The organism is Grimontia indica (genome assembly GCF_000333895.2).
Taxonomy (GTDB): Bacteria; Pseudomonadota; Gammaproteobacteria; order Enterobacterales; family Vibrionaceae; genus Enterovibrio; species Enterovibrio indicus.
In genome coordinates this window covers 1-25,557 of the sequence record NZ_ANFM02000057.1, presented here as the reverse complement: position 1 = coordinate 25,557, position 25,557 = coordinate 1, and the positions used below count along the sequence as shown (strand labels likewise).

The 25,557-nt window shown below is 47.3% G+C and carries 23 protein-coding genes and 1 pseudogene; 10 read left to right on the top strand and 14 right to left on the bottom strand.

Annotation, left to right across the window (positions count from 1 at the left end; all coding sequences use genetic code 11):
* Both D515_RS23310 and D515_RS23305 read left to right on the top strand, forming a co-directional pair.
* Positions 1-1,743 (top strand): hypothetical protein (locus tag D515_RS23310; RefSeq protein WP_051997551.1); only part of this gene is annotated, 1,743 nt, incomplete at its 5' end.
* Positions 1,744-1,900: 157 nt separating this feature from the next.
* Positions 1,901-2,491, top strand: a complete 591-nt coding sequence (locus D515_RS23305) for a porin (protein ID WP_039850599.1) — start codon at positions 1,901-1,903, stop codon at positions 2,489-2,491.
* 128 nt (positions 2,492-2,619) lie between these two features.
* Here D515_RS23305 and D515_RS23300 read toward each other — a convergent pair whose 3' ends face one another.
* Positions 2,620-4,425 carry a DCC1-like thiol-disulfide oxidoreductase family protein gene (locus D515_RS23300; RefSeq protein WP_039850597.1) on the bottom strand — a complete coding sequence of 602 codons (1,806 nt, stop codon included), beginning with the start codon at positions 4,423-4,425 and terminating at the stop codon, positions 2,620-2,622.
* 430 nt (positions 4,426-4,855) lie between these two features.
* On the opposite strand from D515_RS23300, the pseudogene D515_RS26290 reads away from it, so the two are divergent.
* The 3 genes and pseudogenes from D515_RS26290 to D515_RS25575 all read left to right on the top strand — a co-directional run bounded on the left by D515_RS26290 (position 4,856) and on the right by D515_RS25575 (position 5,486).
* Positions 4,856-5,033: pseudogene (locus tag D515_RS26290) on the top strand (DUF6435 family protein).
* Positions 5,034-5,073: 40 nt separating this feature from the next.
* Positions 5,074-5,325 (top strand): TIGR03643 family protein, encoded by a 252-nt coding sequence (locus D515_RS23295; protein WP_002542264.1) that lies wholly within the window; start codon positions 5,074-5,076, stop codon positions 5,323-5,325.
* Entirely contained in the window at positions 5,322-5,486 is a 165-nt protein-coding gene (locus D515_RS25575) for a DUF2256 domain-containing protein (protein WP_083939975.1), read from the top strand. The genes D515_RS23295 and D515_RS25575 overlap by 4 nt, the downstream gene beginning before the upstream one ends.
* Positions 5,487-5,534: 48 nt before the next feature.
* Here D515_RS25575 and D515_RS23290 read toward each other — a convergent pair whose 3' ends face one another.
* Positions 5,535-7,028 carry a carboxypeptidase M32 gene (locus D515_RS23290; RefSeq protein ID WP_002542263.1) on the bottom strand — a complete coding sequence of 498 codons (1,494 nt, stop codon included), beginning with the start codon at positions 7,026-7,028 and terminating at the stop codon, positions 5,535-5,537.
* A gap of 240 nt (positions 7,029-7,268) precedes the next feature.
* Between D515_RS23290 and D515_RS23285 the strand changes: the two genes are divergently transcribed.
* Positions 7,269-7,835: a gamma-glutamylcyclotransferase family protein gene (locus D515_RS23285; RefSeq protein ID WP_039850596.1), complete on the top strand. Its 567-nt coding sequence runs from the start codon at positions 7,269-7,271 to the stop codon at positions 7,833-7,835.
* 49 nt (positions 7,836-7,884) lie between these two features.
* Here D515_RS23285 and D515_RS23280 read toward each other — a convergent pair whose 3' ends face one another.
* Together D515_RS23280 and D515_RS23275 are read right to left on the bottom strand one after the other, a co-directional pair.
* The gene (locus D515_RS23280; RefSeq protein ID WP_002542260.1) at positions 7,885-8,883 is read right to left on the bottom strand and encodes an OmpA family protein; all 999 of its coding nucleotides are present in this window, start codon (positions 8,881-8,883) and stop codon (positions 7,885-7,887) included.
* A gap of 297 nt (positions 8,884-9,180) precedes the next feature.
* Entirely contained in the window at positions 9,181-9,870 is a 690-nt protein-coding gene (locus D515_RS23275) for a DUF2786 domain-containing protein (protein ID WP_002542258.1), read from the bottom strand.
* Positions 9,871-10,084: 214 nt separating this feature from the next.
* On the opposite strand from D515_RS23275, the gene D515_RS23270 reads away from it, so the two are divergent.
* Entirely contained in the window at positions 10,085-10,996 is a 912-nt protein-coding gene (locus tag D515_RS23270; RefSeq protein ID WP_002542257.1) for a DMT family transporter, read from the top strand.
* Between the two features lie 16 nt (positions 10,997-11,012).
* On the opposite strand, the gene D515_RS23265 is transcribed toward D515_RS23270, so the two are convergent.
* The 6 genes from D515_RS23265 to D515_RS23240 all read right to left on the bottom strand — a co-directional run bounded on the left by D515_RS23265 (position 11,013) and on the right by D515_RS23240 (position 18,227).
* Positions 11,013-11,924: a substrate-binding domain-containing protein gene (locus D515_RS23265; protein ID WP_002542255.1), complete on the bottom strand. Its 912-nt coding sequence runs from the start codon at positions 11,922-11,924 to the stop codon at positions 11,013-11,015.
* Positions 11,925-11,929: 5 nt separating this feature from the next.
* Complete coding sequence (locus tag D515_RS23260) at positions 11,930-12,727, bottom strand: ATP-binding cassette domain-containing protein (RefSeq protein WP_002542254.1); 798 nt, start codon at positions 12,725-12,727, stop codon at positions 11,930-11,932.
* The gene (locus tag D515_RS23255; protein ID WP_002542253.1) at positions 12,724-13,764 is read right to left on the bottom strand and encodes an ABC transporter permease; all 1,041 of its coding nucleotides are present in this window, start codon (positions 13,762-13,764) and stop codon (positions 12,724-12,726) included. Before D515_RS23255 ends, D515_RS23260 begins: the two co-directional genes overlap by 4 nt.
* Before the next feature lie 88 nt (positions 13,765-13,852).
* The gene (locus tag D515_RS23250) at positions 13,853-14,875 is read right to left on the bottom strand and encodes a sugar ABC transporter substrate-binding protein (RefSeq protein WP_002542252.1); all 1,023 of its coding nucleotides are present in this window, start codon (positions 14,873-14,875) and stop codon (positions 13,853-13,855) included.
* 104 nt (positions 14,876-14,979) lie between these two features.
* Entirely contained in the window at positions 14,980-17,478 is a 2,499-nt protein-coding gene (locus D515_RS23245) for a PAS-domain containing protein (protein WP_039850595.1), read from the bottom strand.
* Positions 17,478-18,227 carry a winged helix-turn-helix domain-containing protein gene (locus D515_RS23240; RefSeq protein ID WP_002542248.1) on the bottom strand — a complete coding sequence of 250 codons (750 nt, stop codon included), beginning with the start codon at positions 18,225-18,227 and terminating at the stop codon, positions 17,478-17,480. Before D515_RS23240 ends, D515_RS23245 begins: the two co-directional genes overlap by 1 nt.
* A gap of 158 nt (positions 18,228-18,385) precedes the next feature.
* Between D515_RS23240 and D515_RS23235 the strand changes: the two genes are divergently transcribed.
* Entirely contained in the window at positions 18,386-20,743 is a 2,358-nt protein-coding gene (locus tag D515_RS23235) for a DNA polymerase II (protein WP_039850600.1), read from the top strand.
* A 77-nt stretch (positions 20,744-20,820) separates the two neighbouring features.
* On the opposite strand, the gene D515_RS23230 is transcribed toward D515_RS23235, so the two are convergent.
* A complete protein-coding gene (locus tag D515_RS23230; RefSeq protein ID WP_002542245.1) occupies positions 20,821-21,132 on the bottom strand; it encodes a hypothetical protein in 312 nt (103 codons plus the stop codon).
* A 278-nt stretch (positions 21,133-21,410) separates the two neighbouring features.
* On the opposite strand from D515_RS23230, the gene D515_RS23225 reads away from it, so the two are divergent.
* Positions 21,411-21,674, top strand: a complete 264-nt coding sequence (locus tag D515_RS23225) for a DUF1289 domain-containing protein (RefSeq protein WP_002542244.1) — start codon at positions 21,411-21,413, stop codon at positions 21,672-21,674.
* Positions 21,675-21,747: 73 nt separating this feature from the next.
* Here the strand turns inward: D515_RS23225 and rplY are convergent, their stop codons facing one another.
* The 3 genes from rplY to D515_RS23210 form a co-directional block, all read right to left on the bottom strand.
* Positions 21,748-22,026, bottom strand: coding sequence for a 50S ribosomal protein L25 (rplY, locus tag D515_RS23220; RefSeq protein ID WP_002542243.1), 279 nt, complete (start codon positions 22,024-22,026; stop codon positions 21,748-21,750).
* Between the two features lie 202 nt (positions 22,027-22,228).
* The gene (radD, locus tag D515_RS23215) at positions 22,229-24,004 is read right to left on the bottom strand and encodes a DNA repair helicase RadD (RefSeq protein WP_002542242.1); all 1,776 of its coding nucleotides are present in this window, start codon (positions 24,002-24,004) and stop codon (positions 22,229-22,231) included.
* Between the two features lie 59 nt (positions 24,005-24,063).
* Positions 24,064-24,531 (bottom strand): GNAT family N-acetyltransferase, encoded by a 468-nt coding sequence (locus tag D515_RS23210; protein ID WP_002542241.1) that lies wholly within the window; start codon positions 24,529-24,531, stop codon positions 24,064-24,066.
* 269 nt (positions 24,532-24,800) lie between these two features.
* Between D515_RS23210 and rsuA the strand changes: the two genes are divergently transcribed.
* Positions 24,801-25,520 carry a 16S rRNA pseudouridine(516) synthase RsuA gene (gene rsuA, locus D515_RS23205; protein ID WP_002542240.1) on the top strand — a complete coding sequence of 240 codons (720 nt, stop codon included), beginning with the start codon at positions 24,801-24,803 and terminating at the stop codon, positions 25,518-25,520.
* The last annotated feature ends 37 nt before the right edge of the window (positions 25,521-25,557 follow it).

Sequence of the window (25,557 nt, the reverse complement as noted above, 5' to 3'; positions counted from 1 at the left end):
GATGTCATTGAAGTGACGGCGTCTGATGGTGTAACGACGACAGACATTGTTATTACTATCGGTGGGTCTCAGGCAGCTATTGACCAATACCTCAACCCACAACCCCCTGAGTCTTTTAACCTTCTGACTGTGGAATCAGGTTCGTCCGAGACGCTTACTTTCCCTGTTTCGCTGGAATGGGAAAAGTCTGAGCTGGCCACGGGATACACTGTTTGCCGTCAAAATGAAGACTTTGATAACGACTGCGAACCATTAGGTACAACGGATGGGGCGCTGGAGCTAACGGTTGGTATGACGGGGGCTCTTTCCGCGTTATCTTCAGAGTTTTTTATTATCTCAACAAACAGCGTAGGGTCTGCGTCGTCTAACCTGCTCTCTTTGTCTTCAACCGATGCAAATGATTTGATCGCCAGCATTAAAGCTTCAGATCCAAGTCAATCTGCAGAGTTTGGCTACTCTGTATCAATTTCACGCGATGGTACAGTGTTTGCTGCAGGCGCGCCTTATAAAAATACCGCACGAGGTGCTGCTTATATCTTCCGCTTTACAGATGGCTTATGGCAACAAGAGGAACTGCTTACATCGCCCAATATCGACGCAAATGATTTTTATGGCTGGGCAGTGGCATTATCTGAAGACGGCAACACCTTGGTCGTCGGTGCACCACAGGAAGACGGAAGTAATTTGAGTGTATCCCCTTGCTGTTATAACAACGACTCAGGTAGTGCGGGAGCCGCATATGTGTACCGTTTCGAGAATGATGCATGGGTATTTCAGCGTTACTTGAAAGCCGACAATGCTGGTTTTGATGATAGATTTGGCCGAAGTGTTGCGGTGTCATCGGATGGCAATAAGGTTCTCATCGGCGCGCCGGGAGAAGACTCAAGCACTACCGGAATCAACAGTATCTCAAACAACTCCTTAGGCAGCTGGGCTGGCGCCGCATATCTGTTCAGTTTTAACGGTAGTGCCTGGGCTCAGGAGCTATATATTAAAGCCTCTAACCCAGGAAGCTTAGATAAATTCGGGGAATCGGTTACGATGTCCGGAGATGGCAATACCCTTGTGGTCGGTGCGGTTGGAGAAAGTTCCAGTACAACCGGTATCAATACTACGCCAAACAATGCCTCGACAAACTCTGGTGCAGCCTATGTATTTGAAAACATTGATGGAAGTTGGGCGCAACAGGCTTATGTGAAGGCTTCCAATACCGGTGGTGGTGATCAATTTGGTACTTCAGTGAGCCTTTCTTCTGATGGAAACACGTTGGCTGTTGGTGCTATGTACGAAGATTCCAGCACAACAGGGATTAACAGTACACCAAACAACTCACTCACCGATTCAGGCGCAGCCTATGTGTTCCAACGCAACGGTGACTCTTGGTCTCAACAGGCTTACGTCAAAGCATCGACTATTCACAGCACCATGTGGTTTGGTAATAGTGTTTCAATGTCACCGAATGGAACATCGCTCATTGTTGGTGCATGGCTAGAGAATTCCAGTAGCGCAGGTATTAATAGTACGCCAAATGTGTCTGCACGCGAGTCGGGCGCAGCGTACCTCTTCAATTTTGATGGTATTGAATGGTCGCAAGGCGCTTACTTGAAAGCACCAAGGTCTGTTGCGGGTGAGCACTTCGGTTACTCTGTTGATGTGTCAGATAATAACAATGTCATTGTTGGCGCTCCTGATGAAGGCTCTTCTAGTACAGGATTTAGATCTGGAGAAGTCTATCTCTATTAGAAATTAAATTGGTCAAATTATAGAACAAGCGAGCCCTCTACTTTATCTTTCAATTCGTCCATGCTTGATTGATGAGGTATGAGGGCTCCTTTCATATTTGTAGCGCTAAATTAATGTATTTCATTCTTGGTTTGAAATCTCTTTAAGGAGATAAATAATGAACATTAAAACAAAGAGTTCTATTAAGGTATTTTCTGCCCTAAGTTTATATTTGCTATCCCATGGGTCTTTGGCAGAAGAAATGAGCAAGCTCACATTACAATACCCTAACTATTTTTTTGGTATTAATGGTGGTTATCAAGTGGCTGATGATGGTGCATATAATAGTAGTGACCCAAAGAGTGGTATTTTTGAAATTAGTGGGGGGATTCAGTTTAGGCCTCAGTGGAGCGTGCAGCTAGGGTATCAATTTCATGGGGAGTTGGATGCTAAAGCAACTGGCGTAAAAGTGAATACAAATCTTGCAAAAGCGGCTTTGCGCTATGGGTGGGATCTAGAAAACGACTTTACTGTTTATGGTCAGATGGGAGTGGCTTACTGGGACATGGAAAAAAAGCAAGTTGGTCGACCCGACCTCAACGCTCATGGGTTTTCATTTCTCACTGAAGTTGGTCTTCAGTACAAGCTTGAACCTAACATAAACCTTAGCGTGGGCTACCAGTTTATCGATGACATTGGCGACAATAAAACAGACAAGTACGACAGCCATGCTCTCATGGTTGGTATGGACTATTTTTTTGGCGATTAAACAGAGGCTTATGCTTTTCTGATCGGTGGTTGAACATCACCGTGGATTGATTTGGAAAAGCATATGTTTATACCATTGAAAAAGAGGGAGCCGTGTTATGTAGCTCCCTCTATCATAATTTTTATTGCTTATTTAACAGCATATTCTTTAAAACACCAGTGAGTCCATACTGAAATCGTTAATGGAACACGTTTTTGGTAGTTTGGCATGTTTTTTAAACGCTCGAATTCTATGGTAAAAATGGCGAGCTGTTTGTCTTTAGGGACATCAGGGCCTTTATTCCATTGTCGACATAGATAGTTACCATATCCTGATAGAACCTTGGTGTTTTTGGTTGAGGAGATTCTTCCTAAGTATTTCCGCCACCGATAATTTTTGAAATCCGCAGATAAGAGTTTCGGGTATGTGCGTATCGGTTCATCAAAAGTCATACGGTACACATCGACAATCTCACCACCGCGCGTTTTCCCTTCAATGACTGGCATCTGTGAAAACTTAAAAGGGTAGGGAGCAAACATATCCCAGCGTTGATCAAGGCGGAGTGTTTCAGCAATGGCTGAAACATGCTTAGGGTACTTGATATTCCATTGATGGATGCCTGCGATGTTGTAATAGGTGACGATATAAAGCGTACCCAGGCCAAGGCCATTTTCAACCCAGTTAGCCCGCTCTTTGACCTCTCTGTATGGAAGGAAGCGTTCCGTTATTTGACCCATTGTCGCTCGGTTGTTTGCTATCCAGCCGTAGAGTCTGTTGCCTGCTTTAAGGACGGGTTTCAAACCCATTACAGTTCCGATTGGACGGAAAAGAATAGAGATCCGAAAGAGGTATTGTACGGCATTCCAATGGGTATGCAGGCCGCCTTTATGGTCACGCAACACCCAGCTGTTTTCACGTTCCATAATCGGATAAATGTCTGGGTTTGTCTGGGCCGGCAGTATTTTTACGCTCTCTGGCAGTAGGAAACTTCTCAGGATCAGACATGTTTTTTTGCAAAAACCGCAGTCCTCATCATAGAAGATGGTTACGTCTCTCCGTTTAGCGCGATCATTAATTCTCGCCACCCAAGACCAGCATACCCCAGGAATCAATAAGCTGAGCGACATGAAGTCGATAAAAGGGAACAGTACGATATGTAGTGCGAGAAAGAAAGTCGTGTGCATTGCGACCAGTAACGCCAAAGTGAAAAGACGAAGGGGAACATGGAAGATCGGCGAGAATACTAGGAATAGGGCCACAATTTCTAAGTACCACACGAAGTAAGTACCAAGTGTCAGTAGCGCTGGAAAATCTCTCATCCAAACACCGAAGACAGTCGCCATCTGATCGAGATGAACAGCATAGTAAGCTGCATCCATAGTCACACGCCATTCATCACCCGTTTTCAAAATCGCAGTGAAGAAATATAGGTACATGACCTGAAGTAATGCACCTACTGACACTATAGAGAAGTAATTATGGCTTGTGGGTTCTGCGTTTGGTTCAGTTTGATATCGTCGATTTAGGGCTGAATCGATAGAGAATCTGGCTCCTATTGGCAGTAAAATGGCCCAAAAACACATTACGGTAAGTAGGGAGTCGCCCCCAGCTCCTAGGACAGCATTCCGATTCATAATGGAAAGCAAAAATATCCAGCTGATGAAAGCCATCAACCGAGATCTAAAGCCAATGAGTAACAGAAACGCCACCAAAAAGGCGACTATAAATAGCAAAACGACGAACCACTCACTACCACTTGCCCAATAAATGGACCAGCGAAAATCTGAAGCATATCCCATTGACGCGGAGCGGGTTAGAACGCCTTCGTCTGTGTAAAAGGCTTCAATATCGCGCGCCCTGCTGATGAGGTCCACCATAATTAATATTGCTAGAGCGATACGGAATAGCGCCAGCGACCTCAAATCTATGCCGAATATTGTTTTAAATGATGTCATTGTTCGCCACAATTTTTTTATCCTCCTAAACCTACTTATGCCAGGGAGACCTCTCCAGTTTTTCTTGTTAGTAGCGTTTATGTAAATAGTATCGGATCTTTTTTCTATTTGTGGGTGCAATGGGTTAAAAAATGGAGTTTATTATTGTTTTTCTAATTTGTAATACCTGGTGAGGTTATATTGGACAGCTATGTCTAGCTAATTTTAACGTATGAGATGTTCTTAATCTTTAAAGTTTATGTTCGCTAAAGTAACGGTGAGAAATGCATGGCCTCTAATGGGGGGATATAGCTTTTTAAAAACGATGAAGTTCGATTTTTGGTATTTTTTAAAGCATTTTATATTCATCAACCACCACCTAAAAAAGAGAGTGTTAATCCATTTTTTATGTGCTTCCGTACTATCAAATCCACATCTAAAGGAGTGAGCCGTGTTTTCATTGTTCAAAGACAGAACCGCAAAGAAACTTAAGAAGAAACACTCGATGTTGCTGGAACAAGCGATGCAAGCCCAGAGAAGGGGGGGACATCAGAATGTATTCAAAACTGACCGCCGAAGCTGAGGATGTGTTCAACGAATTCAAACAGACAAGTGAGCAGCAATCCTGATGCTCAGACGGCGAATCATGTATTGCGGGAGCTAAATTTGATGGACTTTAGCGACGAAGACCTTTCTAGAATCATTGAAATGGCGTGGGAGGATAGAACGCCATTTGAAGCTATCGATCATCAGTTTGGTCTGGGAGAACCTCAACTCATTGGCTTGATGCGTCGTTCACTAAAGCCGAGCAGTTTCAAAAGCTGGCGTAAACGCGTGTCTGCAAGAAAAACCAAGCATCAAAAGTTGCGTCCTGTCCAAGTAAGTCGTGGCTATTGCCCAACACAGTACAAACAGCGATGAAAGCGACAAAGCGTTACCGGGGTAACAAAGCACACCTGCCAACCAAAATCTGCGTTGTTTGTGAAAGGCCATTTTCCTGGAGGAAAAAATGGACTACTTGTTGGGACGAGGTCAGATATTGCTCAGAAAGGTGTAGAAGAGAAAAGAAAAAGGCAGGGTGATCCTGCCTTTGAACTAAACGGAGAGCGCGCATTTCGAGTAAGGTGCTGCTAGTTGTCCAGGTAACGTGCCATCAGATGCTGCTTAAAGTACTCAGCATTGAGTGGTTCACCAGTCGCTTGAGTCACCAACTCATCTGTTGAAAGCGTTGATCCCTTCGACCAAACGTTCTCTTTCAGCCACTCGCTAATCGGTGCGATGTCCAGCCGTTTCAGGCAGGTGTCGACATCAACTGTTTTGCGCATTGCTGCCATAAACTGCGCCGCATACATCGCACCCAGCGTGTAGCTTGGGAAATAGCCAAATGAGCCGTCAGTCCAGTGTATATCTTGCATACATCCATCAGTGAAATTACCTTCGGTAGAGATACCAAGATATTCCTGCATCTTTTGATTCCAGATGCCAGGAATATCATCTACCTCAATGACTCCTTCAATCAGATCGCGTTCTATTTCGTATCGCAGAATAACGTGCGCAGGGTAGGTGACTTCATCTGCATCAACCCGAATGTAGCCCGGTTGAACACGTTTATATAAAGCGTTGATATTGGCTATCTCAAAGGCATTATCAGTCTCGCGGCCAAATGTATCTTTTGCGAATTCGGCAATGTGCTGAACAAACTCAGGACTCCGTGCTAGCTGCATTTCAAAGAACAGGCTTTGACTCTCATGGATGCCCATTGAGCGAGCTTCACCTGCCGGGAAACCATGTAATGAAGGTGGCAAGCCTTGCTCGTAACGCGCGTGACCGGTTTCATGAACGACACCCATGATGGCCTGGGTAAAGTCGTCTTCATTGTATCGAGTAGTGATACGGACATCTTGCGGCACGCCACCGCAAAATGGGTGCATAGAGACATCTAATCGACCGTGGTTGAAATCAAAACCCAGAATCTCCATCAGCTTTTTACCAAGCTCTGCTTGCTGCTCTGTAGGGAAAGGTCCAGCGGGATCTTCGACAGCGACTGTCGACTGCTTCTCAATGATTTGCTGTGTGAGTTCTGGTAACCAGGATTTGAGATCGCCAAAGATAACGTCCAGCTTCTCTGTTGTCATGCCTGGCTCGTAAAGATCAAGCATTGCGTTGTAACGACTGAGGCCAGTTTGTTCTGCGCGAATCGCTGCTTCTTCACGCGCCAGTTTGACCACTTCTTTGAGATTGACGGCAAAGTTATCCCAATCATTTTCTTTACGTTGGGTGCGCCATTCATGTTCGCATTTTGAGCCTGCGATAGATTTCGCTTCCACTAAACCGGACGGCAGCACAGTGGCTTGTTGCCAAACGCGCTTCATCTCTTTCAAGCTGATTTGTTGTTCTTCGGAAAGGGACGCAATGTTGGCCTCTGCTTCTGTTATCCACTGACCCATTTCAGGCGCTGTAAGGGTTTCATGGCAAAGCACGGCGAGTTCGCTCATCGCATGCGCGCGGGCATCATTGCCACCATCAGGCATCATGGCAGCCTGATCCCAACCACAGATCGCGGCGAGGTGTTCGTAATTGGAGAGTTTCTTGAATTGCTTTTCTAAGCTTTTATAAGCGGTCATTGTTTTTATCCATGTCGTATCTTTGGAGGCACCGCAGGTAAATCCTTCGCACTGCGGTCGAGCAGAATAGTGTGTTAAAAGTATTCTGAACGTAAAGAAATTTAGGAAAGATTGAGAGTTGCTATGCAGAGAATGCTGGTTTTTCTGAACAACAACCGATTCTCAGTTTACAACGTTGACAGTAGCACGTGTTGTTTGGATTAATCCAATTAAGGCGTTAGGAGAATTGTTAACAAATTTATGTATATATTCGGATATGGAAGTTTAATCAATGCAGCTTCGCGCCAACTTACTGGGGAGACGGGCATTGCCGTTCCTGCAGTTGTGAGTGGTCTGCAAAGACATTGGGGGCATACGGGGTCACCGGTGATGTCTCATTTGGTTGTTCGCGAAGGTGAAGGGCATTGCAATGGCGTGTTGATTCACATTGATGACAACGCCTTAGAGGTGTTTGATATCCGCGAAGCGGGGTATCAACGTGTGCCTTTAGAGTCTGACCGTATTCAGGTACTGGAAGAAGGTTTTGCTGTTGATGGCCCTGTATATGTGTACGTGACAGATGAAGTGATAGCGCCTTGCAGTCATCATCCCATAGCTCAAAGCTATGTCGATACGGTTTTAGCCGGATGTTTGCGATACTCTGCCGATTTTGCACAGAGCTTTATCAATTCAACATACGGATGGCGTTTCCCGCGGATTGACGATCGCCACTCGCCAGTCTATCAGCGTGTAGCGGGTGTCGCTGATGAGGACAGGAGCAAGATCGATTTGATGCTGGCGGATTTTCCAAATTACATCGAAAATTAAAAGAAAAAGCCACGCAAGTGCGTGGCTTTATAGTCTTTGAAGAGTGGATTTACATCTCTTCGTAAACGAACTCAGGAGATTCGATTTCAACACGGCGGTTTTTCGCGCGGCCGTCTTCAGTATCGTTAGACGCGATAGGGTTAGTTTCACCTTCACCCGTTACTGACAGACGTTCAGCAGCGATACCATTGTCGATGAAGTAGTTTGCCACTGTTTGTGCACGCTCTTCAGACAGTTTTTGGTTGAATGCTTCAGAACCAACGCTGTCGGTGTGACCAATGATGATTGCAGTCGACTCTTCAAAGTCTTGCAGGCGTTTCAGCATTGGCTCCAGGTGCTGCGCTGCGCCATCTGAAAGTGAAGATTTACCAAATGCAAATAGTTCAACTTCGTCTGCTTCAGAGAAGACATACTTTTTGGCTTCTTCAACCACAACGACTTCTTCAACCACAACCACTTCTTCTACAACTACTGGCTCTGGCTCAGAGTGACGGCCGAAGTGGAAGGTAACACCTGCGGTGATCAGGTGGTTGTCTGCATCGAAGTAATCTTTATCCATGTCTGGGATGTATTGATACTCTAAACGAACGTTAACCAGATCGTTTGCACGATGATCAACACCCAGTGCTGCCAAGATTGTGTAATCATCAACGTCACCAGTGCCTACTTTGCTGTTCCAATTCCACCATGCAAGACCAAGCTTACCGTAGATGTCGGTAAGATCAGTCACACCAACGTTGAACTTTGGTGCCAAAGTCAGTGCGGTAAGATCACCAGCGCCAGCATTTACGCCAGTGAATGCGGTATCGAAACGTCCCAGATAGTCGTAAGTCGATTCGATAGAGAAGTTATTACCGAAGTCATAACCAAGAATCAGGCCGCCAGCAACATCATCATTGCTGCCACAATCGCCTGCTTCACAGGCATCAGTCAGCGTAGATACACCGAAACGACCACCCAGATAAAAGTTTGAATCATCTTGGGCGAATACACTTGCCACTGGACTTAAGGCCACAATGAGTCCAAGGCTTGTCACTGCTTTTTTCATTTTGCTTTCTCCATTCCTTCTAGAGAGGGTTTGGAAGGTAGACTATGGTATCTCTCTTTGAGTCACCATCCTTGAGTTTGCTTTTGCAAATCTTCTCAACCACCAACTGCGTGATGATTTAATAAGCTAGGCTAGGGCTTGGCACTCTGCAACACAATAGCAACGCGGCAAATTCAGGCTTTTTTAATACAACAGTGTTCAAAAAGAGGTGGTTTTTCGGTGAGTCTTTGTGAAGTCAGTAAGTTACAACATTATCAATTACTCTATTTGGGTAGAGTCTCAATTGTAAAAAAGCGCCTAACTTAGGCGCTTAACTTCTTGTGCTCCCGAAACGGGGCGGCTGACGGAAACCTGTTTTCCTTTCCGCATCCCTTTTTCGTAATCATCGGTGATGTTCTTCATCGCTTCTTTCAATTGCTGTTTGAAAGTCTCGCGATCGATGTTTTCAAACTGTTTATCGATATAGTCTTTGATCTTCTTATCAGCATCACCGTCAGGAGCAATATTTGGAAGCTTAGCCAAGGCCCCTTCGAGCCAGCCCATGGTAAATGACTGAACGCGACGGTTTAGTTCAACCTGAGAGGTACCAGAACCCTGGAAGCTGTTTCTGAACTGGCCAATGTGCTCGTTCATTTCCCGGTAAACGATATCGAATGCAAAAGCAGCAAAGATCGCCCGATCGGCATCGCCGATAAACTCTGCTTTCTTTAGACCTTTGTAATTGGTCAGCACGCACTCGACGCCAAAGCGTGTGTTAATGCCGCGTATGATTTTTAGAATACCGTCGCTGATAGACGTTGGAAGCAAGGTTTCAGACGTGGTTTTACCCATACTGATGAAGTCAATATCGTCCTGATCAAGCCCATACTTCTTCATCAAACGCTGCGCCATTTTGATGGCCTGCGCAGCTTCGTTGATGTTAGAGGAATTGCTTAACTCGAGGCATTTAGCAATTTTCTTGAGAGCTTTGCGTTTCGCTTCAGACATTCACTTCACCACTGAAAAAACGGGAGCGGTATTTTACCGCTTTCGAGCCGTTTTACCAAACTTCACGGTATGCATGAGCAAATATCAGTCAGTTAAGGTAATTTCAAAAAGTTCAGGAGTATTTGTCAAAATATCCATTTTTTCTCAAATTTGTGAAAGTGGAAGTCGGCTAGGGCGGTCAGATTTAGCAAGTGATGAAGTAAGGACGGTGAAGATGGTTCACATGACAAGGTTAACGCTAATAAACCTGATGATGGCTTTGGTCGCGATGACCTTCTTTGCTGCCAATTCGGTATTGTGTCGAATGGCATTAGCGGAAAGTGATATTGACCCGGCATCGTTTACCTCGATTCGATTGGTATCAGGTGCGCTAGTGCTTTATGTCCTCTCATACATTTTCCACTCCAGAAACAGTGATTCACCAAAATGTGCTTTGGTTCAGCAACCGATGGAACACTGGCTCGCAGCTGCCATGTTGTTTCTCTATGCGGCGACTTTCTCCTTTGCTTACATGTATCTGGAAACAGGTATCGGCGCGCTCATTCTGTTCGCTTTCGTTCAGCTAACCATGTTCGCCTATAGCCACCACAAAGAAGGTGGGGCGAGTGGATTAGAGTATATTGGGGCACTAATCGCGGTTGCAGGCCTTGGTTACATGGTCTCTCCGGGAATGAATGCGCCTGATGCTTGGGGCGCGGGCTTGATGGCGATTTCTGGTGTGGCATGGGGCATCTACAGTGTGCTTGGGAAGGAAATGAAAGTGCCGCAGCTTCCCGCTAACTGTATTAATTTCCGTTTGAGCATTTTCTTCGTCGTGCCATTCTTCTTGCTCAACATCCCGATGAATACTGTGTCTTCGGAGGGTATTTGGCTGGCGGTCTTATCTGGTGCAGGGGCGTCAGCGATTGGTTATGCGATTTGGTATGGTGTCGTTCAGCAATTCAAAGCGACTCAAGCAGGTGTGATGCAGTTATCTGTGCCAATCATTGCAGCGCTTGCAGGCTACATGTTACTGGATGAAACGCTGACATTGAGAATGGTCATCTCTGCTGCGGTCATTCTGTTCGGTATAACCGTGACCTTTTTGGGCAAAGAGAATAAGCAATCGTCATTGGCAAGGGACTAAGCTTAACGGACTTTGGTTACCACTCCTTAAAAGTGGATGCATTTTCCGACGTCATCAATCGAGTGGGAATAAGCACGTTTGTTTCTTCGATTTTTCCTTCTTTGAGCCACTTTGCCGCTATCTGAACGGCTTCTCGACTCATGGTTTCTGGCGATTGAATTGAAGAGCCAATCCAGTTTGGTCTGCGTTCAAGAAATGCTGTTCTGGCATCTGGGCTTCCATCCACCGAGATAATCACAGCATCAGATTTTGCTTGCAGTAATGCGCTTTCAGCGCCTAGCGCAGTGCGATCGTTGATAGCAAAAATGCCGTCAATATCATCATAAAGCTGCAAGGCATAGGCCATTTTCTCCAGTCCACCTTCCATACTCCCCGTGCCATTAAGTGAATCGCCCAGTAAATTGAGTTTTGGGTGTTTGGATAGTGCCTCTTTACAGCCTTGAACCCGCTCCACGGCAGCCGAAACTTGTGGCCCGTTGATTATCAGTACATTCCCTTCACCACTGAGCACTCTCGCCAAACCCTCGCAAGCGACTTCTCCTGCACGGAGGTTATCAGTGGTCACAGTGGCAGCTGCACCGTCAGCTCTTACGTCAATAGCGAACACGGGAATCCCAGCGTTGGAGAGTTGTTGAACAGTAGGTCCAATCTTGTGTTCATCGGACGCGACGAGAAACACTACATCGACTTCTTCTGCCATAAACTCATTGAGCTGGCGCACTTGCCTTGGGTGATCATAGGCACTTGAGCGAACAAGAAGGACACTGTCATCACCAAAGCGATTGGATAATTCCTCTTTGATCGTACGCACCACAGTAATGAAATAGGGATTAGTGAGATCAGTGACACTGACTCCGGCTTTGATGGCAGCCGCGGCGGGCGGCTGCATTAAAATGAAAAGAATAAAGGTAAGTAGCGCTTTCGGCATGCAAGCTAAGCCTCAGACGTTTCGATGATTTGCCCCGGTTCCATTGCCCCCGTCATGATTGCGACGGCATCATTCATAGTGTGGGTCTGCGGAGTGATGATGTCCACCCGCTTGCCCAGACGGTGAATGTGCACACGATCAGCTACTTCAAAAACGTGAGGCATGTTATGGCTGATCAGGACCACAGGAAGCCCACGGTTCTTCACTTCGAGGATCAAATCCAACACGCGACGGGATTCCTTTACGCCCAAAGCGGCGGTGGGTTCATCCATAATCACCACCTTTGAGCCGAACAAAGCAGAGCGAGCCACGGCGACCCCTTGGCGTTGTCCTCCTGAGAGCGTTTCTACCGCTTGGGTGATGTCCTGAATCGTCATTAAGCCTAGCTCCGTGAGCTTTTCCTTGGCTTTATCTCGCATCGCTTTCTTGTCCAGCATGCGGAACCATTTTCCGCGCCAGTCTGAATGACGAATTTCCCGACCAAGGAAGAGGTTGTCTGCGATATTGAGGGCAGGGGAAACTGCCAGGTTCTGGTAAACCGTTTCGATACCGGCTTCACGGGCTTGCATTGGGTTGGAGAACTTAACGCGCTCGCCGTCCAAGATGATGTCTCCATCGTCAGGGATCAGCGCGCCGGAAAGGGCTTTGATCAAACTGGATTTCCCTGCGCCGTTATCGCCGATAACAGCCAGAATTTCCCCGGGCATCAAATCGAAATCTGCGCCATCCAGCGCGGTGACGCGACCATAACGTTTAACCAGCCCTTTGGCCTGAAGTACAGGCGTTTGGTTTTCATTGCTCATGATGCCACCCTCCGGATCCACTGGTCGATACTGACTGCCACGATGATGAGTATGCCGACAGTAAACTCCTGCCAAAGTACATCAACACCCAGTAACGCGAGCCCGTTTCTAAATACGCCAACAATCAGCGCCCCAATCAGAGTGCCAAAGATAGAGCCGCGACCGCCAAAGAGGCTGGTTCCGCCGATCACCACTGCGGTAATAGAGTCCAAATTCGCAGTGAAACCAGCCTGTGGACTGACTGAGCCGATTCGTCCAATCAGTACCCAGGCCGCAAGGCCGCATATCACGCCAGCGAGTATGTAGACTGACAGCAGAATTTTACGTGTTCGGATACCAGCAAGCCGAGCCGCATCGGGGTCATCGCCCGTTGCGTAAACGTGCCGTCCCCAAGCTGTCCAGTTGAGGGCATACCAGATGATCACAAACAGCAGCAGCATGAAGATGGAACTGTAAGCGATACGCGCACCAAAGAACTCAATAGTATTGCCAAGCCACTGTAACAATGGCGCTTGCTGGTCAATAACTTGTGAGCGGATTGTCTGGCTATTTGAATACCAAAGGTTCAAAGCAAAAAAGATGTTCCAGGTACCCAAGGTGGCGATAAACGGCGGGAGCTTAATCCGCGAGACCAAAAGGCCGTTGATTAGGCCGCATATTGCGCCGACGGATAATCCTGCCAACAAAGCAACGGGGGCAGAAAAGCCATAGTCTATGGCTGATCTTCCCATCACCACCGACGTGAGAACCATGATGGCACCGACTGACAAATCAATGCCCGCGGTCAGAATGATCAGGGTTTGCGCGATTCCAATGACACCAATGATAGTGACTTGTTGGAGCACCAGAGAAAGGTTGAATGGGTGGAAGAAACGATCACCAACCAAGGTTGAAAATACCGCAACAGCAATGATCAGAACGAGAAAAGGGGCGGCTGTCGGGTGATTATGTAAATAGAGTTGAATGCGCTGTCCAACGCTAAAACCTTGATGGAGTTGGTCTCCAAGTGTGCGGTTTTGTTCAGATGAAGATGACATTTATTGCTCCTGAGTGCGTCCGTGTCCAGACAGGAAATGTCCGAGATAAGAAAAGAGAGGGAAGGACTCCCTCTCGAAACCTAAGGGGTTAGCCCCAGCACTTGCCTTTACCTTCTTTCGAAGTAGATGAAGACACGCCGTTAACAGGCTCATCAGTGATGAGTTCTACGCCGGTATCAAAGAACGATTTGCCCGGTGTCGCACCCGGTTTCACGCCAGATTTCGCGTATTCCACCACTGCTTCAACACCCAGTGATGCCATCTTGAGTGGGAACTGCATAGACGTCGCGCCGATCACCCCGGCTTCAACGTTATCTACGCCCGGACAGCCGCCATCGACAGAAACAATAATCACGTCATCTTCACGGCCTACTGCTTTGAGGGCTTCATAAGCGCCTGCCGCAGCAGGTTCATTGATGGTGTAAACGAGGTTTACGCTGGGATCTTTCTGGAGGAGGTTTTCCATTGCGCGACGGCCGCCTTCCTCTGAGCCTTGGGTCACGTCGTTACCCACGATGCGAGAGTCATCTTCGTCGCGGTTAATATCGGGGTTTTTGGTGTCGATACCAAACCCTGTGAGAAATCCCTGATTACGTGCTACATCGACGGTGATGTTGGCGGTACTCAAATCCAGCAGCGCGATACGGGCGTCTTTTGCGTTGTCCCCCAGTTTTGCTTTTGCCCACTGTCCAATCATTTCGCCAGCCTTGAAATTGTCTGTTGCAAAGGTGGCATCAGCGACGCTGGCCGGGGAGAACGGGGTGTCCAGCGCGATTACAAGCACACCTGAGTCACGGGCGCGTTTCACAACCGGTGCGAGTGCCTGTGGATCGCTTGGAGTAATGAGAATCCCTTTTGCACCGGCGGCAACCAGGTTTTCAATCGCTTGAACCTGTGAATCTGTATCGCCATCAAATCGGCCAGCGAAAGAACTGACTTTGGCACCTAAGGCGTTCGCTTTGGCTTCAGCACCTTCCTTCATTTTGACGAAAAATGGGTTGGTGTTGGTTTTGGTAATTAGACCAATCAGCACTTCTTCTGCGGAAGCCTGTGCCAGTGGCAAGGCTGCAAACATAGCGGCAATAGCGGTTTTGCGTAACAGCGTTTTCATAGCAGATCTCCTTGTGTCTTTGTCTTTTCAAATACACTGGCAAATGAAAACGAATGAACGGTTTCAAATCGTGAATCTTGCTGTTCACAATTGAAATAAAGCGGCTAACTGTTTGAATGTGATGGAAATAGAGATAAGTGAAGCTGACGATAACTTATTGGTTTTGTGATCAAAGGCCAGTCAGGTTGGTAGCCAAATTGCTCAGAAAGCTGGCTGGCAGGGAGTCCGGACATCAAAACAAAGTGAAGATCAGGGAATAGATGAAGCGCTTTGCTGCGCAGCCAAATCCCGGTTTCTTTGCTGCCAAGATTGATGTCACTGAGTACACAATCAAAGGAGATCTTTTGTAGTGTTGTCAGCGCTTCGCTTGCTGACTGAACCACTGTGACTTTAGCGCCGTCGTTTTCCAGAAAGGCTTTGATGGGGAGGGAAACATCATCATCATCATCCACCAACAAAACCCTAAGGTTGCCAATACGGGTAACGGTTTCAGGGAGCAGTTCAGAAGCGCTATCGCTACGTTTTTCCTGCGTGAGGGGAAACATGATGCTGATTTGAGTGCCAACGCCCAACCGCGAGCTGATAGCAATTTCACCATGGGATTGCTCGACGAAGCCATACACCATGCTCAAGCCAAGGCCGCTGCCTTGCCCCTTTTCCTTGGTAGTGAAAAAGGGCTCCATGACTTTGGTCATTACATCCGCTGCAATGCCATTGCCGGTATCATAAATCTCCAACAATACCGCTTCCTGATTACCATCGAGCATCTGACAGGCACGGCTAGAAAGGGTGACAATGCCACCTTCTGGCATCGCGGTATTGGCATTGAGAAGCATGTTGATCAACGCGTTCTCCAATCCACTTTTATCCAGGTAAACCCAGCTTTCCTGTTCAGAAAGATCCAGTGACAGTCGGCTTGTGCCATCCAACGTGTATTCCAGAAGATCGGCAAGTTCCCACAACGTTTGCTCCAGATTCACAGGTTCTGGATGAAGCGGCTGACGGCGGCTGAAAGCCAGTAGCCTGTCGACTAATTGTGTGCCTTTTTCTGTCACCGACAGGGCGCGGTTTAGATAGGTTCTGTTGTTTCCCTCGAGCGGGGCATTCATATCCAACAGTTCAAGGTTGCCACCGAGGGCCGAGAGCAGATTGTTGAAGTCGTGTGCGATGCCGCCAGTCAGTTGTCCCAGCGTTTCCATTTTCTGCGCTTGGCGTAATTTCAGGTCTATCTGACGGTTTTCGGTTAAATCTCGGTACAGGGTGATAAAGCCGCCCGAAGGAAGGGGCTGGCTTCGGTATTCGACGATTCTGCCGTCCTTGAATTGACGTTCAAACACCTGTGGCTCCAAGTGGCGCTGCGCAATGGTCTCTTTTTCATCGAGAGACTCCTGGTCACTTTGCAACAGTGAAGGGGTGATCAATGCCTGAACATCTTCAATATGCATGCCTTCATTTAACTTTTGGGGATCGATACCCAGCAGGGCGATATATTTTCGGTTCCACACCAACAGGCGGTTGTCTTTGTCGAAGGCACTCAACCCATCCTGCATATCGTGGAACAAGGTTTCTAACAGAAGCTTCTGGCGTGATAAGTCGCCTGTGACCCGAGCTTTTTCGATTGCATTGTGTTGGAACGCTTTGAAAGCACTTGCGAGCTTACCGATTTCATCCTGACGGGGAATGTTGATAGGTTCATGTTCTGTGTTACCACTGGCGAGGCTAATCATTTCATCAGTGACCCGTTGAAGGTCTTTCGCCATGCGATCATTAAAACGATAGAGATAGAACACGCCAACGGCGAGAGAGAGCAATATGAACGCCATAAGCAGCGCAACGTGGTTGATGGCTTTTCTTGCGAGGAACTGCTGTTCGTTGACATCATTCTGGTGGGTTTGAACAATCTCCGTCACGTAGTCAGCCATTCGCTCTGACTGCGCGCGGATAGAGGCCAGTAAAAAGGCGTTTTCCGAACGCAATGCATTGATCTGCTCGTTACTGCGGGACAGAGTTGCCAGCACGGGTGAAACACTACGAGATAAAGTGGGATTGTTAACGGCTGCTTTTTCAATGCTGACCATCACCTGTTCTATCCACCCCGACTGGATCCGGGTGGGATCCTTGCGGAAAGCATCGACAAATCCTTTGCCAAATGAATAGGTTTCAAGCTCATCCAGCGAGAACTGCTGGGCCATCAAGTCTTCGCGAATAAACAATTCACTCTCCACGTTGGCCATCAGTCTGGTGAGTGTGTTTTCGACTTCTTGGTAACGTTTCCCAAGCTCTAGGGCATAATCTGGATTTGTCAGTTTGGCGGCATTCTCCCGCAATGCTTTTGCTCTGGCGTAGAGCTGGGCTTTTTCGTTCTGTACCTGAAATGGGCGGGCAGAGGAGGCGGTATAAGGCGCCATTGCCGCAATTTGGGCGACACCTTCAGAGAGATTCAAAGCCGTTTGCGTATCGGTCAGAGTAGTTTCCGTGACGCGATCGAGCAGGTATTGATTCTGCCATAACGTAAACAGGGAAAAGCCCGCCATCAGTGTGGTGAGAAGTAACAACACCGACAGTGTCAGCATTAAATGCGGGCGAATACTCTGGCTTCGCATTACTGGTCGCTTAATGCCGAATTCATGACTTGGACGACGGAGCAGTCAAAGCGATAACCGAGACCACGCTCAGTTTTGATCAACGAGGGAATTCGAGGGTTTGGTTCGATTTTCCTCCTAAGCCTGACCACCAAAACATCGATTGTCCTGTCCATGGAATCAGTGTCGAAGCCATGTGTTTTTTCCATGAGTTGCTCTCGGGTCAAGACGCGCTGGGGGGAGGAAATAAAGGCTTCGAGGAGGGAAAACTCACCGTAAGTCAGGTCGGCTTGGTGCCCATTGGTATGAATGAGTTGGCGTCGGGAAAGGTTGAGCGTCCAATCAGAAAATTGATAGAGGGTTTCGTCACTTATGATAGGTTTGGATTCAATCGCCTGAGATTTTTTGCTTCGACGAAGCAGCGCATTTACCCGGGCGGTGAACTCGCGCAGGTTGAAGGGTTTCATCATGTAATCATCGGCTGCGACTTCCAGTCCAATAATCAGATCGGTGGCATCCCCTTTGCCAGTGAGCATCATAATGGGAATATCGCTGTTTTCCCTGAGTTGACGCGCTAACTGGAGACCATCTTCGTTATTTAGACGAAGGTCGATCACTGCTAAGTCGACATCGCGGGCAGCTCGTAGCTGGCTTCCATTACTTGCTTTCGTGACGTTGTAACCAACCTGAACTAGGGCATCGGCTAGGACGTCTCTCACTTCCTGCTCGTCATCGACGACGACGATATGTGAGACCTGACTGCTCATCATACTTCCTCCATTGACTTAGGAACTATAGCAGTAGGCTACTGAATTGAATGGAGGAATTCTGAGAATGAATCAAACACTGTTTGTACGTACAGATAAAATCAACGATAGGCGACAAGCTGGGGTATACTGCACCTGAGATTGCTACTTCTGAGGCTAACTTGCAGTATCAAGACGGTTTTTTAATCAGTCGACACAGCCGTGATATCGGCGAACAGACTGAACTGACACTCTGGGTTCAGACCGACAATGGACCCGCGAAATTGATTGTCACGGGCGAAAAGCCAGTGTTTTTTGTTGCGTCCGTTCATGTGAATCAGGCTCAGACAATACTCAATACCGCAGGTATCGCCTTCACTTGCCGCGAACTGCCTTTGAAAGACTTTGCTCTCCAAACGGTATCTGGTTTTTACTTCAATACTATCAACGCTGCCAATCGTGCAAGCCGCCTTCTTCAGATGGAAGAGATTGATACCCTCGAATCTGATGTTCGTTTGCCTGACCGCTATCTGATGGAAAGGTTTATTTGTGGTGGATTAACCTTCGCTGGTAAGGCGACCCAACGCAGAGGCTTTACGGAATATCGCGAAGCCAAAGCGAAATCGTCCGACTATTCCACTTCGCTTTCCCGCGTGTCTCTCGATATCGAGTGCTCAGAGAAGGGCGTACTTTACTCCATAGGCCTAGATAGCGAGCGTGATAGCCGTGTCATCATGATTGGCGACAAACCAGCTAATGCTGATGAGTACCCTTGGATTCAGTGGGTAGCATCAGAATATGACTTGCTGAAAGCTCTCAATGATTGGTTTGCCACCTTTGACCCTGACGTGGTCGTGGGATGGAGTGTGATTGATTTTGACTTCAGACTTCTGGTCAAACGCGCTGCATTTCACAAGCTGGATTTACGATTGGGGCGCGGTGGCGAAAAGGCACATTGGCGCGATTCTTCAAACAGCCGACAGGGGTTTATCACCTTGCCAGGGCGTGTGGTGATTGATGGCATTGATGCGCTGAAAACGGCGACATACAGCTTTCGCTCATGGTCGCTTGAATCGGTATCCCGTGAAATGTTCGGCGAAGGCAAAGCGATTGACAATCCCTACGATCGTATGGACTCCATCAACCGTATGTTCCGTGATGACAAGCCAGCACTCGCAAAATACAACCTGCAGGACTGCGTGCTGGTTAACCGCATTTTTGAGCAAACTCACTTGCTGGAATTTCTTATCCAGCGCAGCCGTTTAACGGGCATCGAACTGGATCGTATTGGCGGTTCAGTGGCGGCTTTTACCAATCTTTATATGCCAAGGTTACACCGAGCTGGTTATATCGCGCCAACGCTGGCTAGCGAAAACTGGATTGCCAGCCCCGGCGGTTATGTGATGGATAGTAAGCCTGGCTTGTATGACTCCGTGCTGGTATTGGATTTCAAATCCCTCTATCCCTCGATAATCCGTACGTTTTTGATCGACCCCTTAGGTTTGATTGAAGGGCTTCAGGCTCAGGAAAGCAGTGTTCCTGGCTTTCGTGGTGGTGTCTTCCACCGAGAAAAACATTTCCTGCCGTCATTGATCGAAAACCTTTGGAAAGCCCGCGACGAAGCCAAACTGAAAGGCGAAAAGGCGTTCTCACAGGCGATTAAGATCATCATGAACTCTTTTTACGGCGTCTTGGGTTCATCGGGCTGCCGCTTCTTTGATCATCGGCTGGCGTCGTCAATCACCATGCGTGGTCATGAAATTATGAAGACTACCCGTGAGCTGATTGAAGCAAAAGGGTATGAAGTCATTTATGGCGATACTGACTCGACCTTTGTTTCGCTGGGAAGGCTCTATTCAAACGAAGAAGCGGATGAAGTGGGTAAAGCGCTGGTGGAACATATCAACGCTTGGTGGATTAATCACTTAACCGAAAACTATGACATTACCTCGGCGCTTGAGATTGAATACGAAACCCACTACCAGAAATTCCTGATGCCCACGATTCGTGGACAGGATACCGGCAGTAAAAAGCGCTATGCGGGTTTGGTCAATAAAGATGGTGAGCGACGTATCGTCTATAAGGGGTTGGAAACGGTACGGACGGACTGGACGCCCTTGGCGCAGGTATTCCAACAAACCTTGTATCAGAAGGTATTCGATGAGGAAGAGGTGGAAGAGTACGTGCGTAATACGGTTGAGAATACGTTACGCGGTAATAATGATGCGCAACTTATCTATCGTAAACGACTACGCCGTAAGCTTTCTGACTATGAAAAGAATGTGCCACCGCATGTAAAAGCAGCACGCAAAGCCGATGAGGCGAATAAGAAGCTAGGGCGTAACCTTCAGTATCAGCACGGCGGTTGGATTGAATACATAATCACTGTTAACGGTGCCGAGCCATTAGAAGCGTTGGATAGTCCGTATGACTATCAACATTACGTCGACAAACAATTGAAGCCGATTGCAGACGGTATATTGCCTTTCGTCGGGAAGAACTTTGATGATTTGGCGATGCCACAGTTAGGATTGTTCTAAATTCGGGTTTATTCGTTGAAGAAAAACAAAGAGCCGGGCATTTATTGCCTGGCTCTTTGTCTTCAAAATACTTCGAGCTAGAAGAAATCGACGCTTGAAACGTAAGTGCGAGAGGCAACAACCGGGTCAAAGCAGACTGCACCACGGTTTGGTGTACACACTTTATAGACATCACCACAATCAAAAATGGCCAGGATAACTTCATCATCTGTGCCAAAGCAGGTCGGTAATTTATCGCCAACTTTAGCCTTCACTTCCTGACCTTCATGTTCCCACGTCAGGCTTTCAATGCGCGAATCCTTGACTGGGGCATCAACGTGTTTAGCAATGGCTAGGTAAATGGATTCTGCGTGATCTTGGGACTCAGCGGACGGAACGAAAAACGACATAACTCCTCCTAAATAACAATCATCCTTGCGCCCTTTTATTTTATTCTTTCAGAGTTGGAGCTCTGTACTGCAAAAAGGCGATAACCCAAAAGGTTATGTGGTCAACTTAACAAATTTAGACCACTAAACGCAATGGAATTTTATTTCGCTAGTGGAAATCACCTAAGCGGAAATGATTGGGCGTAAAGTTAATATCAGCGAGTTACAGAAGGAAATTTGCTTTTCGAGTGAAAACTCGCTTGAATGAAAACACAGACACAAACGACATCGGAGGGTGTATGGAACAACTCGATTTCTTTACCGTGCCTAGCCCTTGCATTGGTGTGTGTCAGGTGAATAACAAAGGCTATTGCAAAGGTTGCTTTCGAAGCAGGGAAGAGCGTTTTCACTGGAACGATTTTACCGGTGAGCAAAGACGCAATGTGATTCGACTTTGTAAGCAGCGTTATGTGCGTGTGATGCGGGCTAAATTGGCGAAAGAAGCTGAAGGAAATGTGGAAGAGGTCAGCCCACAACAGTCCCTGTTTGGTGATGAAGACTGATTAGCTGAAGGCAAACAACGGATACAAAAAAAGCGCCTCGAGAGGCGCTTTTTCAATTCAAGCTCAAACGCAATTAGATGCGGATGAAATCCATGTGCATAACTTTTGGCTTGAATGGGTGACGTTGGATGTCCTGAGGCTTAACGTTAACTTCAGCACCGTCGATAACCAGAGTAATCGCTTCGTAGAACTCAGGCTTGTCCATTTGAGTGATCACTTTTTTGTGGTCCAGAGCGATTGCTACAGGAGCTGCTTCGCCACCGTAAACTACTGCTGGGAATTGATCAGCGTGACGCAGGCGGCGGCTCGCACCTTTACCCTGCTCAGTACGTACTACTGCTTCGAATTTCATAATAAATACTCTTAAATAGAGAGTTGAAAATAAGTACCTAGATTTGCGACCAAACTAAGTACCAAGTAAATCGAGCGCGGATACTAACATTGAGACTGGGTAATAACAAGCGTTACCAGTGATTTAATGCCTGTTAGCTTGATAACTACACGCATAGTATTCTTTATCACCAAGTTCGAGGTGGGTTGCGTGAATTTCCCACTCAAGCCACGTTGGTCAGCATGGTTCTGACCTCTTGTTGTGAGGCAAACTGATTCAGGTCGAAGATTTTATCCCTAATCGCCCAAAAACGCCCATTCTTTCTCGCCACAATAAAGTCAGGAAACCTCAGCCTGTGTTCTGCACGCGCGACTTTAGAAGGCGCTGTGTCTGTAAAAGGTCTGTGTCGGTCAACCAAATGTGGATTGATAAATTTAGCGAGAAATTCATCCTTTTGGCGTTTGGTCGAAAGGGGCCAGACTTCATGAATTTCTGCGCCATCCTGCCCGACATAGGTGACTTTTAACTGCGGTTTGTCGAATTTGTTTTTACCTGCCGTTAATCGCATGTCAGCGCAGGCCATGATCATCGCATCTTTGAGCTTTAAGGCGTCCCTCAGCTTTTTGTCAGGATCGACCAATGCGTGATCACATTGGTGGCACCGCCTTGCGGCTATGTCGTTGTCTGCGCCGCACTCGCTGCAAAACTTGGCGCGGAAGCGGTAGCCACAGATTTCACGTTCTCCATCATCGTCTTCAAAGAAGCCCTGACAGCGACGGCCATAGTGTTCAATGAGAAAACCATTGTTATCCAACTTGCCCCAGAAATTGTTGTTAAAGCCACAGGCAGGGCAGGGAACAGTAACGATTTCGCTATCGCTATCCGGCTTAGGATCGCCAATTTCAGGTTGATATAGGTCGTAGACATTGCCTGCATAATCCAGAATCAAACAGTCAGTCTTACCGGGAGAGAGGCGTAATCCTCGTCCTGCGATTTGTTGATACAGGCTGACGGATTCTGTCGGACGCAAGATGGCGATAAGGTCAACGTGTGGTGCATCAAAGCCAGTTGTCAGCACAGAGACGTTGACCAGATACTTAATTTCCCGATTTTTGAAGCGCTGGATTATGCTGTCACGTTCATCTTGCGCTGTATCACCGATGACGAGTGCCGATTCGTTCTCAGGCAGCAGGGTGAGAATTTCCTGAGCGTGTTTTACCGTGGCGGCAAAGATCATCACGCCATGCCGTTCTTTGGCGTAATCCAGAACCTGATTAATGATTTGAGGTGTTGCTCTTGGCGCGTTTTCTATCACACGGTCCAAATCCGCTTCTTTATAGAATCCTGTTGGTGACGCTTTGAGTGATGAAAAGTCGTAACTCAACACTGGCGCATCAAGGATCTTCGCTTCGGTAAGAAAGCCTTCATCTAATAAAAATCTGATGGGTAACTCGAAGATGCAATCGCGGAAGAATCGGGGTTTCTCGCTGCGAACACGGCCAGCGGTGTGATATTGATAAATCCAGCCCATACCAAGTCGATAAGGTGTCGCTGTTAGACCCAATACCTTAATGCCAGAGTTAACGGTTTGGAGATGGGAAATGACTTTACGGTAGCTACTGTCTTCATTATCCGGCACGCGGTGGCATTCATCGATAACTAACAAAGAAAACTGATCTTTGAATGCATCAAGATTCCGCACCACGGATTGCACAGAAGCAAAGACGACTTTATCGCTACTTTCTTTTCTGCCGAGTCCGGCCGAAAAAACCCCGCCTTTCAGCCCATACCCTTCATACTTTTCGTGGTTTTGTTCAACAAGCTCTTTCACATGGGCAAGGACCAAAACTCGACCACGTGCCAACTTCGCCAGCTCTGCGATAACCAGGCTTTTTCCTGCACCGGTTGGGAGAACCGCTACGGCTGGTGTGGTGTTGTTTCTAAAGTAGTGGACGACGGCTTTGACCGCGTCAGCCTGATAAGGACGAAGGGTATACATGGAATCAAAAAGGCAGCCAATTCAAGGCTGCCCAGTGTATCTGCCACACAATGTAAAGGCTAGCGCGATAAACGCTTGGACATAATGCAATGCTGGCGGCGAGCCATATAGTCAAACTGCTCGTAAAACTCTCTGGCACCGCTGTTACCAATGTTCACTTCAAGAATCACAGCGTGGCAGTCTTTTTCGAGGGCATGCGCCTCGATATTCGGTAGAACATGAGAGCCGACACCTTGTCGACGCCAATCCTGCTGGAGGAAGATTTGGTCGATCACCGCGATTTGTCCGCCCAGTTCAATACTGAAGCTGTAACAAAGCACAACATATCCGATAATTTCCTGCTCGTTTCCTTGCTCAAGGCTGATAAGGAAAACGTCGCCATGGTTAGGGTGTCCAATGAGGAAACTGAATGCGGAAGTCACATGTTCGACATCAAAAGTCAGTGCCTCGTGGTCGTGCATAAACTTTGACAGTTCAAGCAGACGTGGCATTGACTCTACGGAAGGCGACTGCAGCGTAATTTTCATAAATGCTTCCCTGATCAATAAGTTAGTCGATGGGAGATTATAATCATATTTTAGAAGTCACGAGTTTAGACTGTGGCGATTTTGTTAAGTTCGACATCTCTTAGTTATAGACAGAGAATCGGAGAGTGCAATTTCAACAATAAGGAATGAGAGCACATAAACGGATCTGAACTTTCCTGATAAAACACCCGGCTGCGAGCTTTAAACACTGCCTCTCTTGGGAGTTTAAGTATATAATCCGCGCCCTCAGAAATATGTGGTGAAAAGCAATGATCAGGCTAGACAAATTCTTGTGCGAAACAGTCGGTGTTACGCGCAAACAAGCAGCGAAAGTCCTCAAAGAAGAACGTGTCACGGTTGATGGTGAAGTCATCAAAAACGGTGCTATCAAAATTGCCGAAGATGCGGATGTAGAATTCGATGGCATGTCGCTGAGCCTGTCCGGTCCTCGTTACTTCATGATGAATAAGCCTGAAGGGTATGTTTGTTCGCACGACGACCCTTACAATCCAACGGTTTTTGTCCTGCTGGATGAAATCGGTGCTGAGAAGCTGCACATTGCAGGGCGCTTGGATTGCGATACCACCGGTCTATTGCTTCTGACCGATGATGGCCAATGGTCACACCGTGTGACGTCCCCAAAACACAAATGCGACAAGACTTACCGAGTGTGGTTGGATGATGCGGTCGAAGAGGGCGTTGCAGCGACTTTTGCAGAAGGTATTAAACTGCGTGGCGAGAAGACAGAAACCTTACCTGCTCAGATGGAACAGATAGACGAAAAAGAAGTGCTTCTGACCATTCACGAAGGCAAATACCATCAGGTAAAACGCATGTTTGCCGCAGTAGGCAACAAGGTGGTTGGTCTTCATCGTGAATCCATCGGAGAACTCATTCTGGATGAAGAACTTGAGCCGGGTGAATACCGCGAGCTGACCGAAGAAGAGATTGCACTGTTCTTACCTAAGCAATATACCCAAACAACCTGAAGATGCAGGATTCAGCGAGATTGACTGGCGTTGTGAT

Excerpts from the sequence above, each read along its gene's own strand:
- D515_RS23305 (WP_039850599.1), top strand. The coding sequence starts at position 1,901 with ATGAACATTAAAACAAAGAGTTCTATTAAGGTATTTTCTGCCCTAAGT.
- D515_RS23300 (WP_039850597.1), bottom strand. The coding sequence starts at position 4,425 with ATGACATCATTTAAAACAATATTCGGCATAGATTTGAGGTCGCTGGCG.
- D515_RS23295 (WP_002542264.1), top strand. The coding sequence starts at position 5,074 with ATGGACTTTAGCGACGAAGACCTTTCTAGAATCATTGAAATGGCGTGG.
- D515_RS25575 (WP_083939975.1), top strand. The coding sequence starts at position 5,322 with ATGAAAGCGACAAAGCGTTACCGGGGTAACAAAGCACACCTGCCAACC.
- D515_RS23290 (WP_002542263.1), bottom strand. The coding sequence starts at position 7,028 with ATGACCGCTTATAAAAGCTTAGAAAAGCAATTCAAGAAACTCTCCAAT.
- D515_RS23285 (WP_039850596.1), top strand. The coding sequence starts at position 7,269 with ATGTATATATTCGGATATGGAAGTTTAATCAATGCAGCTTCGCGCCAA.
- D515_RS23280 (WP_002542260.1), bottom strand. The coding sequence starts at position 8,883 with ATGAAAAAAGCAGTGACAAGCCTTGGACTCATTGTGGCCTTAAGTCCA.
- D515_RS23275 (WP_002542258.1), bottom strand. The coding sequence starts at position 9,870 with ATGTCTGAAGCGAAACGCAAAGCTCTCAAGAAAATTGCTAAATGCCTC.
- D515_RS23270 (WP_002542257.1), top strand. The coding sequence starts at position 10,085 with ATGGTTCACATGACAAGGTTAACGCTAATAAACCTGATGATGGCTTTG.
- D515_RS23265 (WP_002542255.1), bottom strand. The coding sequence starts at position 11,924 with ATGCCGAAAGCGCTACTTACCTTTATTCTTTTCATTTTAATGCAGCCG.
- D515_RS23260 (WP_002542254.1), bottom strand. The coding sequence starts at position 12,727 with ATGAGCAATGAAAACCAAACGCCTGTACTTCAGGCCAAAGGGCTGGTT.
- D515_RS23255 (WP_002542253.1), bottom strand. The coding sequence starts at position 13,764 with ATGTCATCTTCATCTGAACAAAACCGCACACTTGGAGACCAACTCCAT.
- D515_RS23250 (WP_002542252.1), bottom strand. The coding sequence starts at position 14,875 with ATGAAAACGCTGTTACGCAAAACCGCTATTGCCGCTATGTTTGCAGCC.
- D515_RS23245 (WP_039850595.1), bottom strand. The coding sequence starts at position 17,478 with ATGCGAAGCCAGAGTATTCGCCCGCATTTAATGCTGACACTGTCGGTG.
- D515_RS23240 (WP_002542248.1), bottom strand. The coding sequence starts at position 18,227 with ATGATGAGCAGTCAGGTCTCACATATCGTCGTCGTCGATGACGAGCAG.
- D515_RS23230 (WP_002542245.1), bottom strand. The coding sequence starts at position 21,132 with ATGTCGTTTTTCGTTCCGTCCGCTGAGTCCCAAGATCACGCAGAATCC.
- D515_RS23225 (WP_002542244.1), top strand. The coding sequence starts at position 21,411 with ATGGAACAACTCGATTTCTTTACCGTGCCTAGCCCTTGCATTGGTGTG.
- rplY (WP_002542243.1), bottom strand. The coding sequence starts at position 22,026 with ATGAAATTCGAAGCAGTAGTACGTACTGAGCAGGGTAAAGGTGCGAGC.
- radD (WP_002542242.1), bottom strand. The coding sequence starts at position 24,004 with ATGTATACCCTTCGTCCTTATCAGGCTGACGCGGTCAAAGCCGTCGTC.
- D515_RS23210 (WP_002542241.1), bottom strand. The coding sequence starts at position 24,531 with ATGAAAATTACGCTGCAGTCGCCTTCCGTAGAGTCAATGCCACGTCTG.
- rsuA (WP_002542240.1), top strand. The coding sequence starts at position 24,801 with ATGATCAGGCTAGACAAATTCTTGTGCGAAACAGTCGGTGTTACGCGC.